Consider the following 16,143-nt stretch of genomic DNA (forward strand, 5'->3'; position numbering starts at 1 on the left):
CGCCGAGAGCCACGGATGACCAAGAATCCTTCATCAGACGCCACTTTGCCGAAAGGCATCCATCGAAGCTGGAAGCTGCCGGACAAGTCGCTGGGTGACTTGTGGGATTCGATCGTGATGGACGAAGCCATCAAAAAACAGTTGCTGTCACAAGCGATCGTCAACTTCACGGTGCGCCCCAAGGTGGAGCGCACGGTACTCCCCCTGCACGGCGTGATCTTGTTGGTCGGCCCACCGGGGACTGGGAAGACCTCCTTGGCACGGGGCTTGGCGCATCGTGTGGCCGAATCTTTTTCTTCTGCGAAGTTTCGATTGCTGGAAGTGGAGCCTCACACGCTGACGAGCTCTGCAATGGGAAAGACTCAACGCGCCGTGGCAGACCTGTTCTCGCAATCGATCGCAGAATCCGCAGCGGCGGGCCCGACGATCGTCCTTCTGGACGAGGTCGAAACGCTTGCGGCTGATCGAGCCAAGCTCAGCCTGGAAGCCAACCCGGTTGATGTGCACCGGGCCACCGATGCGGTGTTGGTGCAGTTGGACATGTTGGCCGAACGCAACCCGCATCTGCTGTTCGTGGCCACCAGCAACTTCCCACAGGCCGTCGACAGTGCCTTCCTGTCTCGTTGCGACATGGTGATGGAGGTGCCACTGCCCGGCAAGGATGCCTGCAAGCAGATCCTGGTGGACTGCCTGAATGGCCTGGCAAAGACATTTCCGGGGATTGGCAAGCTTTCCTCGGCTCACCAGTTCGACGCGTGTGCTGGCGAGTGCGTCGGATTGGATGGTCGGGCCATTCGCAAGGTCGTAGCCAACGCCCTCGCGGCCGACCCGCAAGTGGCTATCGATCCGAACAAGCTTTCCGTAGAGCACCTGCGCAGTGCGATACGACAGGCAAAGCAAATGCGCCTTCAAGGAGGGAAGCAAAAATGACCACCGTTGTCAGCCGGACGTTTCGCAGTTCGCCGCACCGCGATGCGTTGCAGACGTGGGATGCCATTGTCGAACTGCTCACTCAGGGCAAGGACGGCACGGCTCGCTCTGAACTCAGGGCCGTGGCGGGCGTGGCCGCCAGCTTGATCGCCGACCAGGCACCCAAGAGCGCGCCCATCGTTGCGACATGCGATGGACCACGGACCAGGATCTACTGCCTCTTCGACGAAGACGCGATCGATGGTGATGATGCCAACGAAGAAGTCTTGGGGTTCGAGCCGTTGAAGGGAGACTGGGGAGTCTCGCTGCCGTGTCCGAAGGAGCAGCTCGGCTGGGTGCAAACCGCGCTCAAAAAGCACTGTTCTCGCATCATTGCACGGGACTTGAGCCAAGGAATTGCCACGCAGGCGCAGGACGATGCTGGGCAAGCGCTGTCGCTCGACCTCGGAGGTTTCCTCAAGTCATGAGCACCGTCGCCACCTACTCGTACACGCACTCGGTTACCTATGTGACCGACAACATCCTCAAGAGCTTGAAAGACATCATCCTGCTCAGTGGGCTGGACCCTGAGCACTTTGCGGATCGCTGGGAGAGCAATACCCGAGCCATCAAGACGTGGCTCGGGACCGGTGATCTGCGCAAGGTGATTCTGGAGATCTACAACCCGGCAACCGACAAGCTTGTGACCCGATGGGATATCGACATCGTGTATGGGTGGTCCGATGGCGACGGCAGCTTCTGGACAGATACCGAGCAGTTGAAATACGCGATCAAGAAGGCTGGGCTGTTGCCATCGCAGGCTAAGTACAAAGTCATGCTTGATACAAAGCCCGGGCGGCCTGACGTGGATGGGTGGAGCAAAGGAAGCTATCGCTCGACGGATGGGATGGTCAAGCAGAGCCTGGGCTCGACTGTGGAACACAGCGGCCTGGCGGGTCAGGCTGGATATTGGAGGCAACGCTGATGCTGTCGATCGATGAAGCTTTTCGCAAGTTCAAGTCGCGCCTGGAACTCAACGAGCGCGAGCAGAAGAATGCCTCGCAGCGCCAGAACGAAGTGCGAGACTACCTGCAGACGAAATTCGGTATTGCGCGCAGCTTCCTGACCGGCTCCTATGCTCGATACACGAAGACGAAGCCGCTCAAGGATATCGACATCTTCTTCGTGCTGAAGGACTCGGAGAAGCATTACCACGGCAAGGCCGCATCGGTAGTGCTGGATGATTTCCACTCTGCATTGGTGGAGAAATACGGTTCGGCAGCCGTGCGCAAACAGGCGCGCTCGATCAACGTGGATTTCGGTGTTCACATCGACGCGGAGGACAACACGGACTACCGGGTGGTCAGCGTGGATGCGGTGCCCGCATTCGACACCGGCGACCAGTATGAGATCCCCGATTCGGCGTCCGGAAAGTGGATCAAGACGGACCCGGAGATCCATAAGGACAAGGCGACCGCAGCGCACCAAGCCTATGGCAATGAGTGGAAAGGTCTCGTGCGCATGGTGAAGTACTGGAACAACAATCCCAAGCACGGCGATCAGAAGCCGGTGAAGCCCTCATTCCTTATCGAGGTGATGGCACTGGAATGTCTCTACGGCGGCTGGGGTGGATCGTTCGATCGCGAGATCCAGTCATTCTTTGCCACGCTCGCTGATCGTGTCCATGACGAGTGGCCTGACCCGGCCGGCCTCGGGCCGGCGATCAGCAACGACATGGACGCTGCGCGCAAGCAGCGCGCGCAGCAACTGCTGTCGCAAGCGAGCCAGGACGCAAGTGTCGCCATCGACCACGCGCGTCGCGGTCGCAATCTCGAAGCGCTTCGAGCCTGGCGTGCGCTGTTTGGCCCCAAGTTCCCGCTTTCCTGACCCCGTCGGCTGCCATACGTCCAATCGAGGTACAACATGTCCCAGTGGTCGCTTTCCCAACTCTTGTCGTCCTTGCACGAGGACATCCAGCAGCGCCTGTCCGTAGTACGCAAGACCTTCGGTCACCCGGGCACGAAGGGGGATGCGAGCGAGAACGTCTGGATCGACATGCTGGATACCTATCTGCCCAAACGGTACCAGGCGGCCAAGGCGCATGTGGTGGACAGCCTGGGGAACTTCAGCCAGCAGATCGATGTGGTGGTGTTTGATCGGCAATATTCGCCTTTTATCTTCACCTACGAGAACGAGACGATCATCCCAGCCGAAAGCGTGTACGCCGTGTTCGAGGCCAAGCAGACGGCTGACGCGGGGCTTGTGGCCTATGCCCAGGAGAAGGTCGCCAGTGTGCGCAGGCTGCACCGCACGAGCCTGCCGATCCCGCACGCTGGCGGGACCTACCCAGCGAAGCCGTTGATTCCGATTCTGGGTGGCTTGCTCACCTTCGAGAGCGAATGGAGTCCAGCATTGGGCCCATCCATGGACAAGGCGCTGAACGCAAACCTCACCGAGGGGCGTCTGGACATCGGATGCGTTGCCGCCCACGGGCACTTTTTCTATGACCAAGCCAGCGGCGCGTACAGCTACACCAACGAAAACAAGCCGGCGACCGCGTTTCTTTTCAAGCTGATCGCGCAGCTTCAGTTCAGTGGAACGGTCCCCATGATCGATGTGGAGGCTTACGGTCAGTGGTTGACCAAGTGAGGGGTCGCTGTGGCAAGCATACGTTCGGAGTACCACCGGTTCCTAGCGCACTTGGCGCAGCGGCACGTGCACGACGACGTGCGCCGGCTGGCGCACCTGGTGCTCGATCACCTGCAGCCACTGGCCGAGGTCGGTGCTGCACGCCGGGGGCGCTCCACGCGCTTGGCGCCGCTGGCCATCGCGCATCTGGCGCAGATGCCTGTCGCCTACAACGGGGACGCGCGCGGCCCCGAAAACGGGCCGGCGCTCGGGCGACTGCACCAGCTCGAAGTCGGGCCGTTTCGAGGATTCATGCGGCAGGAGACGTTCGACCTCAGCCATGACATCACCTTGGTCTACGGTGCCAACGGCACCGGCAAGAGCAGCTTCTGCGAAGCCTTGGAAGTGGCGATGCTCGGTTCGATCAGCGAAGCGCAGGCCAAGCGGGTCGACCAGCGGACGTACTGCAACAACGCTCGCCTGCGCCGTCATGTCGCGCCTGTCCTATCGTCCCGGGCGGAAGACCAGCCCCAGGCCGTCCAGCCAGATGAAGCCGAATACCGCTTCTGCTTCATCGAGAAGAACCGCCTTGACGACTTCGCCCGCATCGCCGCGCGGACGCCGGGCGACCAGCGGCAACTGATCGCAACCCTGTTCGGCGTGGACCAGTTCAGCGAATTCGTGCGGGGCTTCAACCCTTTGCTTGATCAGGACCTGATGCTCACCGGTGTCCAAGCTGCGCAGCTGGCACAACGCCGCGTACAGTTGGCGAACTCCGAGCAGACGATCGCCGCCTATCCGCAGAAGATTGCTGCGGTCGAGGCCCTAGAGCAGGCCTTGGCGCAGCGCATGTGGCCTGGCGCGACCTACCAGGCCTGCGTCGACTGGCTGCTCGGCACACCGCAGCAACAAGGGCGGCTGCCGTACGTCCAGGCACAACTGGACGCCAACCCGCCTGCCATTTATGAAGTGACGCAGGCCCGTCTGCAGGCGTTGCTGGCAGAGGCTTATCGGATCCAGGGACTGTGGCGGGCGTCTTCCGGGCAGCTTGCCGCCCGCGCCGGCGAGGTGTCATACGCGAAGCTCTACGAGGCCGTGTTGGCGCTGGCGGACGGGGCGACGGCTTGCCCCGCCTGTGGAACTGCACTGGCCGCTGTGGCGCAGGATCCGTTCGCGAAGGCACGCGCGGGCCTGGAGCAGCTTGCTCAACTGGCTGCCCTCCAACAGCAGGAGACCGGACATCGCACGCAGTTGAGCGAGGCGGTCCGAGTTCTGTGGGAGGAGATGCGCCGCGTGGTAACGGCGGGTGCCGTTGCCTGTCCGGCCGAATCACAGGGTGCTGGCCTGCCGCTGCTGCCTCCCACTGCGGCCGGCAATTGGCTTGGTGCCTGGGTCGATGGAGATCGACGTGCCTGGAACGCTCTGCTGCGGATCGCCGAGATCATTGAAGGGGTCGACGCGCAGGCGCGGGAAGTGCATGCCCAGCGCGGCGCATTGGCACAGGAGCGAGATGGCCTACAGCAGCACCAGTTGGAGGTCCAACGACTGCGCACCTTGCGGGGGGCGGCCGATCAGGATCTGGCCACTGCCCGCCAGACCGTCGCCCAGTTCGACGAGGCGAACCGCGAACTGATCGAGGTCGTTGCTGCGGAAGTGGCGGTGGTGGCGCACCATCAGCGGGTCAAGGTTGCCTACGACGGCTTTTTGCCCGAGATTCAGGCCTACCTTGCCGCACTTCCAGGTGTGCTGCTCCAAGGGCTGGGAGAGCAAGCGCGCCAGCTCTACAACGCATTCAACCGGGCCGATCCGCCCGGCGATCTGCTGCACGCGCTGTGGCTGCCAGTGGCCGAGAACGGCAAGATCGAGGTGGAGTTCGCTGGGGAGCCGGGTGTCCGTTACGACGCGCTAATCGTGTTCAGCGAGGGGCACATCAAGTGCCTCGGCCTGGCGATACTACTCGCCAAAAATATCGCGCAGGGTTGTCCCGTCGTCATCTTTGATGACGTCGTCAATGCGATCGACGATGACCACCGCGACGGCATCTGGCGCACCTTCTTCGAGGATGGCCTGCTCGACGGTAAGCAGGTCATCCTCACCTCGCACGCCGAGGAATTCCTGCATCGCATCCAGCAGGAGCTGGGCGCCCGGCGCGCTGGCGCCATCAAGCGCTACAAGTTTCTCCCGCATCAGGGAGAGCACGAACTGCGGGTCGACAGCGACCCGCCAGCGAAGAACTATGTTCTTCTGGCCCAGCAGGCGTTGGCGGCTGACGAGAAACGCGAGGCACTGCGTCAGGCCCGGCCGGCGCTGGAGAGTCTGACGGACCGCCTGTGGACGTGGCTGGGTCGGCGGACGGACGGCCGGATCGACATCAAGCTGAGCGGGCCCCGCGCGCCTTGGGAGCTGAACAATAAATGCACCAAGTTGCGGTCGGCCGTCGAGCGTATCGCGGCGCAACACGCGGGTGCGCCGGATGCCGTGGGGGCGTTGGTCAGGCTGCTCAATGTCAGCGGTACGAGTATTGAATGGGGTTACCTCAATAGCGGTGTGCACGACGCTCAGCGCGATCATGAGTTCGATCGGGCGACGGTAAGAACGGTCGTCGAGGCGGTTACGGCGTTGGATGCTGCTCTTGATACCCTGCAGAACCGATGAACGGCACACGGCTTTGCAGAGCAGTGCCGCCCGTGTCACCTCATAAGTACTTCTTGAAGCTGCCTGCGGTCAGGCTAACTGCCATCCCCAGCAACGCCGCGCTGGGCAGCAGGATGACCAGAGGATGCACCGATATGGGCAGAGCGAGATAGGTGACCCAAGGCAGCACGGCCAACGGCATCAGGCTGGCCTTCGCGCGGTGGTAGATGAAGCCGGATTCGCGGCCCGCGCCGAACCGGCGCACATCCCGTCGCACCAGGCCGTCAATCAGGCCGACGAATGCCGCCGTGAGGATCAGCGGCAGCGTGAGCACCAAGACCAGCAGGCGCACCAGGAAGGTGAGCGTCGTGAAGGCCGCAGCGATCAGGTAGCTCTCGGTCCAGACATAGACCTGGCTGATCCAGTAGCGGAAGTTGTGGGTCTGCCCGTGGCTGGGCGCTCGGGCGCGCTCGGCGGTCTGGCTCATGTGCTCCAGCAGCCCCGAGCGCACGAACACCCATTCGTATCCGGTGTCCACCAGCTCGTGCGCCGTCCGTCCCGGCTCCTGTACGACCACGCTGCGCGTGAAGTGGCTGGACAGGTGCCCGAGTTCGTACTGCAGCATCTGCTGGGAGTGGCGCCAGCCCTGGTCCTTCCAGAACAGGTGCATGCCGACGCACTCCACCACGATCGAGAACAGCAGCGAGCCGATCAGCACCCCGAGTAACCGGAACGGTAAGGTGAGGGTGCCGACGATCAAGCCTTGGCGTTGGTTCTGCTCCCGCTGCGCGGTCGAGGCGGCATCCTTCATGGCACGGCCTCGTTGCCCGCGCCATCGTCGGCGCCGGTGGCCACCGCGTCGGGCTCGGCCGCAGCGGCATCGTCCAGCAGGTCGTCGGGCAAGGCCGCATCCTGCAAGGCCGGCGAGCTGGTGAACTCCCACCACTGCGTGGCCTCGCTGTAGCTCTGGCGCATGTACCCGGCCAGTTGCTGCAGGTCCGCCGGCATCACTTCATCCGGGTCCGGCGCCGGCAGCGGCATGCGTACCTTCCAAAGCTGGCCGCCCTGCAGCAGCGCGAAGCATTGGCCTTTGGGCAGTCCAACGACGTGCGACGGCTCGATCATCGGCACGCTGGACATGCTGATGCGGTCCTGCGTGTTGCTGGTGAAATCCGTCGCCCCACGGATGTCCGAGCTATCGGTCGCGCCGGAGACGATGGTGGTGGTATAGACCTCGACCTTCGGCAACTGCCTCGTCAGCAGTTCGGCCGTGGCCGTCTCCCTGACCCTGAGCATGAACAGGTTGTTGAAGTTACCGATCACCTGACCGGCCTTCGCGCGGTTGCCGATGCGGGCCTCGATGTCCGAGAGCGTCTGCGTGTACGCCGTGACTTGCAGGCCGGCACCGCCGCCCTTGTTGATTAGCGGGATGAATTCATCGCCCATCAATTCATTGAATTCATCGGCATGAACGTTGATGGGCACGCGCGCACCGGCCGTTGCGCCCGGGAGGCCATCGTCGATCCCGTGCTTGTAGATGTGCCCGGCGACCGACACGAGATCGCTGAACATCGAATTGCCGACCGCTGCGGCAACCTCGGCGTCGGATAGCGCGTCCAGACCCACATAGACGACTGCGCGCTTTCGGATGACCTGCATCCAATCGAAGATCGGGCGCGGGTCGGCCAGGTCGGAATAATTTGGGGCCAAAAGCTGGGAAATCTTCCCGCTGGTGAGCTTCTCCAGCAGCGGCAGCAACGACGCGACGATCTTGTCGAAATACGTCTTGTCGTAGCGAACCGCCGAGCGCAGGCCGTCGAGAACCGGGTCGTAGTTGCGGGCCTGGGAGAGGTACTGTTCCAGCGCCACCACGCGCTTCTCGCGCCCGATCATGTTGCGCGGGATGTTCTTCTCGTTGAGCTTGGCCTCGATCTGGACGATCACCTCCCAGGCTTTGGGCTCAGTCTTGGCGAAGTAGTGCTGGGCGTACTCGATGAACAGCGCGTCGATGTTGATGACGTGCCGCTGGATCAGCATGTAGTCCGGGCGCTGCCCCAGCTCCACCAGGGCGCGGGCAATGATGTTCACGAAGCGCCATGCGAACTCGCGGAACGCCGCGCTGTTGCCTTCGCCGGAGAGCTGCCCCGCCACCCGGGTCGCCACTTCGCTGATGCGGCCGAAGCGGCCCACCGCGTTGTAGCGCGCCGAAATGTCCGGCCAGCCCAAGTGGAAGACGTAAAACTCGCCTTCACGGCCCGCGCGCTGGGCCTCGGCATACATCCGCTTGAGCAGGTCCGCGTCCCCCTTGGGGTCGATGACGATCACGACCTCGTGCTCGCCTGCGGCGTTCTTGCGGCGGATGTCCTGCGTGACGAACAACTCGGCCAGCCGCGTCTTGCCCACCCGCGTGGTGCCCAACACCAGCGAGTGTCCGACGCGCTCCCCCAGCGGCAGGCTGACGTCCACCTCGTCGGGCTCGATGCCATGCAGGCGCGGCAGGCCGCCGACAGGCGGCAACGGGCGCACGGGGTTGAAAGGCACGTCCCAGCCCGTGAGCGCGGGCAGCCGGGACAGCGGGAACGGCGCGAACTCCAGCCGTTCCTCCAGGCGCCTGGCCAGCCGGTAGGCCGGCGTCGGCTCGACGTAGCGGCGAAACTCCGGCCGGTACGTCTGCATCAGCCTATGGGTGTGCTTCTGCTCCCAGAGAAACCCGCGCCCCACGAACAAGCGCTGCTGGCTGACCGGCACGTCCTTGCTCGTCATCACGTACCGCGGCAGGCGGCGGATGTTGTGCCGGTAGCGCAGAATGACGCGGGCATCGCGGTAGCGGATCGCGCCGTAGGCACCGAATGCCAAGGCGCTGCCGACGCCCATCGAAGGGCTCAGCGCGAGCGACCATGGGGCCACCAGGCACAGAAACGCGGCGCCTGCACACGCCGCGATGGTGTATAGCTCCACCGCTGGGCGTAGCAGAACCTCGACCGGCTGTTTCCCCGACATGGCTTCATTGCTCGATGCCAGTGGCCGTGATCAGCGCCGGGTAGTGCCGCAGGCCCAGGCGATCGGCCAGGTCGTCGCTGGCAACGGGGGCGAGCGGCAAGCCTGGCGCCAGCGCGCGCAGCCGCGCCAGGCCCTGCGCGGTCTCGACGTTGACCACCAGGCCGACCGCGCCACGTTCGCGCAAAGCGGCGGCGCGGCGCTGCAACCAGGCCCGGGAAGCCTCGTCGTCGCCGATGACCACGAACGGCCGCAGGCCGGGCGCTTCAATCACACGCCGCGCGACGGTGCCAGGCGTGAGCTTGGCGCTGCGCACCGGCAGCATCGCGGCTTCGTCCGCCGGTGTGGCAGGAAGCTGGGGCGTCGGGATGGACGGCCGCGCCGGTGCGTTGGCGCGCGGCTGGAGATTCAGGGCTTCGTAGTACGGCAATGCCGACGTGCCGCCACGGTCCTCGACAACGATCAGTGGCTCGCCGGCACGCGAGGCCAGCGGCAGGCCTGACAGCAGCATGAGTAGGCCCGTGAACGCGAGATGGGCGGGATGGGGTTTCGTCATGGGGAGGTCTCCTGGCGCGCCGCGAGGACCGCGGCGGCTGGTCGCGTGCCCTGCACGCGGGCAAGGTGGCGCGACACGCTGCGCCGATAGCGGGCGGCGGGCTCGCCGCCTGCGGGGCGGTGGTAGCGGCCGATCGCCAGCAGCCAGTCCTCGCCGGGGGTGTGCTGCTCCTTCAGGATCTCGGCGGCAACGGCCAGGTTGCGATACGGATCCAGCAGGTCGCACGCGCCGGTAAAGCGGTGCTTGTGGTAACCGAGGTTGATCTGGCCCAGGCCCGCATCAATGCGCGTGTGCGGCGTGGCGCGCATCGCCTGCTGCAGGCCAGCGCAGGCGTCGGCGCGCGTGGCGAAGCGGCGCGACTGGCCGGCGACGTTGAGGGACCACGGCCACGGCACCAGGCGCCCGTTGCGCCGGATGCCGCTCTCCTGCAAGGCCACGGCGTAGAGCACGGTCGAGGGGATGCCTGCGCGCTGGGCGGCAAGCTGGTAAGCCGGTGGCGGAACCTCCTGGGCCAGGGCGGCAACGGCATACAGGCCGGCAGTGAGCACCAGTGCGCGCAGGGGCATGGCTACGGCTGGCGCTGCCATTGGCCGTTCACTTCGCGCACGGCGGCGGGCAGATCGCCGGGCAGGCCCAGCGACAGCCAGCGGCCGCCGTCGTGGTTGAGCGTGATGCTGCCGGCGCGCACGCGCGCCGGGTCGATCTGCGCGCGCTTGGCCCAGTCGCGGATGCGCGCGTCATCCTGGCGGCTGCCCACCATGTACAGGTCGAACTCCGCGCCCGAGGATTGCAGGCGCTGCACGAGCTGTCCGCAGGCTGCGCAGCCGTCCTTGACGAACACCGCCATGCGGCCGCTGCCGCGCAAGGGACTGCTGGATGTGCCGGCGCCCGGCTTGTCGTCGGGCAGGTTCACGCGCTGCATCCCCGGATTCAGGCGCTGCCAGGCCTCGTCGTAGGCGCGCTGGTAGGCGAGCAGCTTCTCGACGCGGCGCGCTTCCACCTGCACCTGCAGTTCCGCATAGCGGCGCCGTTCTTCGTCCGTGCGAGCTTCGATGCCCAGGGCGGACAGCGGGTCCAGGTTGGGCGAGTAGATACCCAGCGGCCCATCCATCAGCTCGCGGTAGCGTGCCCATTCTTGTGGCTGCAAGCCCCATTCGGTTGCCACCCGGTCGTCCAGCACGCGGGCGGCCAGCGGGCGCTCCTGGCTCTGTGCGTTGCGCGCCGGGGTCGTTGCGGGCTGCTGCGCCCAGGCGGGCCATTGCGACGACGCCACCAGGACCGCGAAAAGGAGGATCGACGGCTTCATGGGGTGCTCCGGTCAGGGAATCGCCACGCGGCGGGTGTGGTTGCCGGCCTGGAACACTGCGGTGTTGCCCTCGATCGCCTGCAGGCGCCACGGGCCGACCGCATCCCCGGGCAGCAGCACCTGAAGTTGGGCGGGCGTGAAGTCCCCGGTGCTCGGCGCGACGGACACGCTGCGCTGGCCGGCGCGCAGTTCGGCGCCGACGACGCGGAATGACAGCGGCGACAGCTCGGTCTTGGAGGCGGCGGACGTGCGCGATGCGCGCCGCTGGGCGGGTGCGGTGGCACGTGCGGCGGCTTGGCGCGCCTTGATCTGCTCGACCTCCGCGCGAAGCGCCTGGAGGTCGTCGGCCGCTGCGTAGCCACTGAGAGATTTCTCGACCTGGGCCGCGCGTGCTTCCAGGATCTGGCGGGTGTCTTTGAGGTCAGCGTCCGTCGCGACGGCCGGGCGCTGCTGGATGGCCTCGATCGTCTCGGCCAAGCCAGTTGCCTGCACTTCCAGGCGTTGCAGGCGGGAATCCAGCCGCTCCTGGTCGGCCTGGTCGCTGAGGGCCTGGTAGCCCAGGGCCACCAAGACGCTGAGGAAGACCAACCAGAGCCACAGAAGGCTCTGCACCACCACGACGGCGCCCGGGCGCCGGGCAGACTGTGGGGAGCTCATGGCTGGCCTCCCGAAACCGAAGGCTCCAGCGGGAACGTCTGCACCGCCTCGGCGGCGGGTGGCTCGGATGCGGGTTCGATGACCGCGCTGTCGGCGGGCCGTTCGAAGCAGATTTGCCGTGCGCGGTCATCCGCGTGCAGTTCCCAGGCCGGGCCAGCCAGCGTGAGCAGCGCATCGCGCAAGGTCATGGGGCCGAGGTGCAGGTGCGCCGCCGGCAGCGGCAGCGCGTACAGCTCGATTACCGCGTGTGCCGTCTGGCACAGGCTGTAACCGCTACGCTTGAGCACATGCCGCAGCCCATCGCCGACGGTGGCACGGGCATCTTCGGGCATGGACACGTCGATGGTCTGCAACAGCAGGTCGCGCTGCGCCGCTCTGGGTGCCAGCTCGACCAGCGTGTAGCGACCGTAGCGCACGACGGGGATGTACTCGGGCGCCTCGGGTTCGGGCGCGGCCGAGACTTCCTCGATGGCATCAGGTGCGGGCGGCGCAGTCGTCGTAGCGCAGCCGCCAGCCAGCACCGACCAGAGCAGGCCGAGGACTCCAGCCAGCAGGCGGCGTTCGGGATGGTGAAACCAAGGTGGAGAGGGGCACATAAGCTCGGCGTCCTGAAACATCGAGCCCTCACCATCGCCGCTAAGACCCGGGGCAGCAGCAAACAATGCGAACCACGCTGCGTCCGATTTACCGGCAGCGGTCTAGTCGAACAAAAGCGGCCTTGAGGGGGCCGTAACGGAAAAGCTCGGTCGCGGTCGGCGGATGGAGGCCGGCCGCTTGACTGCTACTATTTGTTAAAACACCAGTGGACGGGGGCGTAAATGAGGGTTTCTCGGGTCAGGTTGATCAATTTCGCCAATTTCTCGGATGTTGATGTCGAGACGGGGGAAAGTATCGTCATCGTGGGAGAGAACAAGGTTGGCAAGAGCAATTTCATTCGCGGCCTGCAGTTGATCCTTGATCCGGGCTTGTCTGAGCGCGATCGACAACTGGGGCTTGAACATTTCTGGGACGGACTTGGCGAAGACAAGGTTGGTGCGACCATTGAGGTCTCTGTGGATCTAACGGACTTCACAAACGATCCCCGACTGATGGCTCACCTCAACGATTGCGTGATTGATCCTGGCCCACCCATGGTGGCCCGACTCACCTACCGCTTCCAGCCTAAGGCGGGCCTGGGGCGCGCTCCGGAATCGTTGAAGGACTATGAGTATGTGATCTTCGGTGGCGACGATCCCGACATGCGTATCGGCGGCGCACTCCGCCGGATGTTGCCAATAGATGTTCAGGTAGCCCTGCGTGACGCTGAGAAGGACCTTGCGAGCTGGCGCAATTCGCCATTGAGGCCGCTCATTGAGGATCTTGCCGCGTCGTTGGATGATGACGCCCGTGAGGAGATTCAGGATCAGGTCGACCAAGCACAGCGAGAGCTGGCTGGACACGAGGAAGTGGTAGCGACAGCAGAACGGATCAGCGAACGGCTGATCGCCATCGCTGGGGGGCAACATGCCGTTCCGGTATCGCTCGGACTTGCACCAACTAGAGTCGACGCGTTGCTGCGCAGCCTGCGGCTGCTGATCGACAACGGCGTACGCGGAGTCGGCGATGCCAGTTTGGGAACCGCGAACCTGATCTTCCTGGCGCTGAAGAGTCTCGAACTGGACCGCCTCGTTTCCGATGGAGAGCGCGACCACACCTTCTTCGTAGTCGAGGAGCCCGAAGCGCACCTGCACCCGCACGTGCAGCGTCTAATCTATCGTTACTTCCTTGGCACGGGGGCGGAAGATGGTGAGGAACAGCCACCGCTTACGACAATCCTCACAACCCACTCGCCACATATCGCAAGCGTTGCGCCGATCAGATCTATTGTTCTGCTGCGCCATGACACAGCGGAAGGCAAGACTGTCGCGGTCTCGACAGCAAACGCACCTTTCACGCAGCGGGATGAAGAGGATCTTCAACGTTACATTGACGTCACTCGCGGCGAGATTTTCTTTTCTCGGGGGGTGATTCTGGTCGAAGGCGACGCCGAGCGCTTCATCGTTCCCGCGTTTGCCGAGGTACTCGATATTCCCCTCGATATGCTTGGAATCACTGTGTGCTCGGTGGGGGGGACTAACTTCACCCCGTATGTGAAGCTACTGGGCCCTGAAGGACTCAACATTCCCCATGTGATCCTGACGGACCGGGATCCAACCAATGGTAATCATCCATTGGTTCGCAGGCGGCTTATCAATGTCCTTGACGTGATTGAGGGCGGTGTCGATCACGAAAACTTGGATGCGGATGAAGTGATCGAGCTTGCCGAGCAGTACGGATACTTCGTCAACGAGAACACGTTGGAGCCCGAACTATTTGCAGGTGGACTGGCGCAGGACATGCAGGAGGTAATTCGGGAGGAACTGCCGCGATTAAGGAGAGAAACTCTGAATGCCTTGCAGCAGTGGGTGGACGATCCTGATCAGGTTGATGAAGACTGGCTGCTCAGATTGATCGAGAGGATCGGAAAGGGGAGGTTTGCGCAGGCACTTGCACCGTCGGTGTCACAGGACGTTTGTCCGGCTTACATTCGTTCCGCTCTGGAGCATATCCGTGACGCCATCGCGTAGTGTCAGCACAGCCTACTTGGCTCAGGCTGCCGAACTGGCTGGGAATCCGGGTCAGTTGGCAGCCTACAACTCTCAAGGACATTGTGTGGTACTCGCCGGTCCCGGGAGCGGTAAGACCAAGACACTCGTCCTAAAGCTCGCCCGCATCCTAGCCGAAGACGTCGAGGCCCCTCGTGGCGTTGCGTGCATCACTTATAGTCAGGAGTGCGCTCGCGAACTCGCTCGCCGAATTGAAAGCTTGGGACTTCAGCAGGCACCTAATCTTTTCATTGGTACGGTCCATGGGTTCTGTCTGCGTCATCTCTTGATGCCGTATGGACGCCTGGCCGGCCTGCCCATATCTTTCCCACTTTCGGTGGCCACTCAACGAGTCAGTGATCGGTTGTTGAAGCAAACTGGAGATGCGCTTTTCGGCCAGAACCATCCGTACAAAGTTATTGACCTCGGACGGCATCGCCGTTCCGTGCTCAATCGAAATAGCGTCGCTTGGCGTAGCGAGGAGGAACTCGCTGCCTGGGCCGAGACCTACGAGGCCGCTCTGCGCGACGAGGGGCTGATTGACTACGATGACATGGTTGTCTTCGGCCAACGTTTGATCGCCGAGCACGACTGGGTACTACCTCTGGTTCAGGCAAAATTCCCCGTGCTCGCGGTGGATGAGTACCAGGATTTAGGTGTAGCACTGCATCGCATCGTCAAACGCCTTGCCTTCGACGGGGGTGTCCGACTTTTCGCTGTCGGGGATGCGGATCAGTCGATATATGGATTTACGGGGGCTGATGGCGCGTTGCTCATGGAATTGGCGGCTCGCAGAGACATTGAGCCTGTCCAGCTTCAATTAAATTACCGTTCTGGTGCAGGGATCGTGACTGCGTCAGAGATGGCGCTTGGAGAAGCCCGAGGCTATCAAGCGAGCGATCCTGCGCGACAAACGACCATCGAATTTGTCCTGCGCCCGGGTGGTACGGCGGACCAGGCTGCGCACGCCGTCGCGCAGATCATTCCGGCGGCCTTAGCCTCCAAGCCGGGACGAACACTGGGCGATATCGCGATCCTATACAAAGACTATCGCGCAGGCGATATCGTGGCTAAAGCTGTGGCAACCGGCGGTCTCGATTACATCCGTGTGGATACCGCAGCACCTTACCGCAAGGTTGCCCTAACAAGTTGGGTAGAAGATTGTGCGGCGTGGTGCGCGGGTGGCTGGCGTGTTGGACGCCCACAATTGCGTGGACTACTCGACCGCTATCGCGCATTTCATCGGGCGAGCTTGGACGATTCACAGGCCAAGCGCGAAGAGCAAGAGCTAACCGCCTTGCTATGGGAGCTGCGCGCTGACCAGCAACCTGCGCGAGAATTTGTTGCTTCGTTGCGCAACGGTGTAGTGGATCATCTGCTGGCGGCTGAATTGGCGCTCGCTGATCAGAAAGAGCAACTGGATCGCATGACGGCAGCGCTCGCCGAAGGCGGTGCACTGGCTTCGCTAGACATCACTAGTTTGGGCGGTCGGGACGGTTCGCCCGATCACCTGAATCTGCTGACACTGCATTCCGCAAAGGGCTGTGAGTACGACGTCGTCATCATGGTTGGACTCGACCTCGGAAATCTGCCGTGGCGCAATGAAACTCCAGAGAAGTTGCGCGAAAGTCGCCGGCTCTTCTATGTGGGACTCACACGTGCTCGCGACGAGGTCCACATGCTGTATTCGGGCTTCGTTGATGGCCGCTATGGCCCTATGCGCTTTGGGCGCTCGCCATTCCTTGATGAGCTGGAGGCGCGAATGCGTGCCGCTGGCATTTGAGTGTGAACCAGGGAATCTGGAGTGTCGGTGCTGCGTCGGCGCATGTCGA

General features: G+C 63.5%; 15 protein-coding genes. 8 read left to right on the plus strand and 7 right to left on the minus strand.

Features of this window, described 5'->3' with window-relative positions; all coding sequences use genetic code 11:
* Positions 1–15: 15 nt before the first annotated feature.
* From cap6 to ACLIIZ_RS05180, 6 genes are all read left to right on the plus strand, one after another.
* Entirely contained in the window at positions 16–930 is a 915-nt protein-coding gene (gene cap6 / locus ACLIIZ_RS05155) for a CBASS system CD-NTase-associated protein Cap6 (protein WP_003050256.1), read from the plus strand.
* Positions 927–1,397, plus strand: coding sequence for a type III CBASS phage resistance system CD-NTase-associated protein Cap8 (gene cap8 / locus ACLIIZ_RS05160; protein ID WP_003050260.1), 471 nt, complete (start codon positions 927–929; stop codon positions 1,395–1,397). The genes cap6 and cap8 overlap by 4 nt, the downstream gene beginning before the upstream one ends.
* Positions 1,394–1,894, plus strand: coding sequence for a type III CBASS phage resistance system CD-NTase-associated protein Cap7 (gene cap7 / locus ACLIIZ_RS05165; protein WP_003050262.1), 501 nt, complete (start codon positions 1,394–1,396; stop codon positions 1,892–1,894). Before cap8 ends, cap7 begins: the two co-directional genes overlap by 4 nt.
* A complete protein-coding gene (locus ACLIIZ_RS05170; protein WP_003050264.1) occupies positions 1,894–2,796 on the plus strand; it encodes a CBASS oligonucleotide cyclase in 903 nt (300 codons plus the stop codon). The genes cap7 and ACLIIZ_RS05170 overlap by 1 nt, the downstream gene beginning before the upstream one ends.
* Before the next feature lie 36 nt (positions 2,797–2,832).
* Positions 2,833–3,558: a CBASS effector endonuclease NucC gene (gene nucC, locus ACLIIZ_RS05175; protein ID WP_003050273.1), complete on the plus strand. Its 726-nt coding sequence runs from the start codon at positions 2,833–2,835 to the stop codon at positions 3,556–3,558.
* Between the two features lie 66 nt (positions 3,559–3,624).
* Positions 3,625–6,192, plus strand: a complete 2,568-nt coding sequence (locus ACLIIZ_RS05180) for an AAA family ATPase (protein ID WP_425505367.1) — start codon at positions 3,625–3,627, stop codon at positions 6,190–6,192.
* A gap of 40 nt (positions 6,193–6,232) precedes the next feature.
* Here ACLIIZ_RS05180 and ACLIIZ_RS05185 read toward each other — a convergent pair whose 3' ends face one another.
* The 7 genes from ACLIIZ_RS05185 to pilL2 are packed head-to-tail and all read right to left on the minus strand — an operon-like array spanning position 6,233 to position 12,304.
* Positions 6,233–6,982, minus strand: a complete 750-nt coding sequence (locus ACLIIZ_RS05185) for a TIGR03747 family integrating conjugative element membrane protein (RefSeq protein ID WP_003050279.1) — start codon at positions 6,980–6,982, stop codon at positions 6,233–6,235.
* Positions 6,979–9,171: a type IV conjugative transfer system coupling protein TraD gene (gene traD, locus ACLIIZ_RS05190; protein WP_003050282.1), complete on the minus strand. Its 2,193-nt coding sequence runs from the start codon at positions 9,169–9,171 to the stop codon at positions 6,979–6,981. The genes ACLIIZ_RS05185 and traD overlap by 4 nt, the downstream gene beginning before the upstream one ends.
* Positions 9,172–9,175: 4 nt before the next feature.
* Entirely contained in the window at positions 9,176–9,724 is a 549-nt protein-coding gene (locus ACLIIZ_RS05195) for an integrating conjugative element protein (protein ID WP_003050285.1), read from the minus strand.
* The gene (locus ACLIIZ_RS05200) at positions 9,721–10,290 is read right to left on the minus strand and encodes a transglycosylase SLT domain-containing protein (protein WP_003050289.1); all 570 of its coding nucleotides are present in this window, start codon (positions 10,288–10,290) and stop codon (positions 9,721–9,723) included. Before ACLIIZ_RS05200 ends, ACLIIZ_RS05195 begins: the two co-directional genes overlap by 4 nt.
* Positions 10,291–10,292: 2 nt before the next feature.
* On the minus strand, positions 10,293–11,030 hold the full coding sequence (locus ACLIIZ_RS05205; RefSeq protein WP_003050292.1) for a TIGR03759 family integrating conjugative element protein: 738 nt from the start codon (positions 11,028–11,030) through the stop codon (positions 10,293–10,295).
* Positions 11,031–11,042: 12 nt separating this feature from the next.
* Complete coding sequence (locus ACLIIZ_RS05210; protein ID WP_003050295.1) at positions 11,043–11,687, minus strand: hypothetical protein; 645 nt, start codon at positions 11,685–11,687, stop codon at positions 11,043–11,045.
* Positions 11,684–12,304: a PFGI-1 class ICE element type IV pilus protein PilL2 gene (pilL2, locus tag ACLIIZ_RS05215; RefSeq protein ID WP_003050297.1), complete on the minus strand. Its 621-nt coding sequence runs from the start codon at positions 12,302–12,304 to the stop codon at positions 11,684–11,686. Before pilL2 ends, ACLIIZ_RS05210 begins: the two co-directional genes overlap by 4 nt.
* Positions 12,305–12,526: 222 nt before the next feature.
* On the opposite strand from pilL2, the gene ACLIIZ_RS05220 reads away from it, so the two are divergent.
* Together ACLIIZ_RS05220 and ACLIIZ_RS05225 are read left to right on the plus strand one after the other, a co-directional pair.
* Positions 12,527–14,293, plus strand: coding sequence for an ATP-dependent nuclease (locus ACLIIZ_RS05220; RefSeq protein WP_228480065.1), 1,767 nt, complete (start codon positions 12,527–12,529; stop codon positions 14,291–14,293).
* On the plus strand, positions 14,277–16,094 hold the full coding sequence (locus ACLIIZ_RS05225; protein WP_023656982.1) for an ATP-dependent helicase: 1,818 nt from the start codon (positions 14,277–14,279) through the stop codon (positions 16,092–16,094). The genes ACLIIZ_RS05220 and ACLIIZ_RS05225 overlap by 17 nt, the downstream gene beginning before the upstream one ends.
* Positions 16,095–16,143 lie beyond the last annotated feature (49 nt).

The organism is Azonexus caeni (genome assembly GCF_048146105.1).
In the GTDB taxonomy this organism is placed as follows: domain Bacteria; phylum Pseudomonadota; class Gammaproteobacteria; order Burkholderiales; family Rhodocyclaceae; genus Azonexus; species Azonexus aromaticus_B.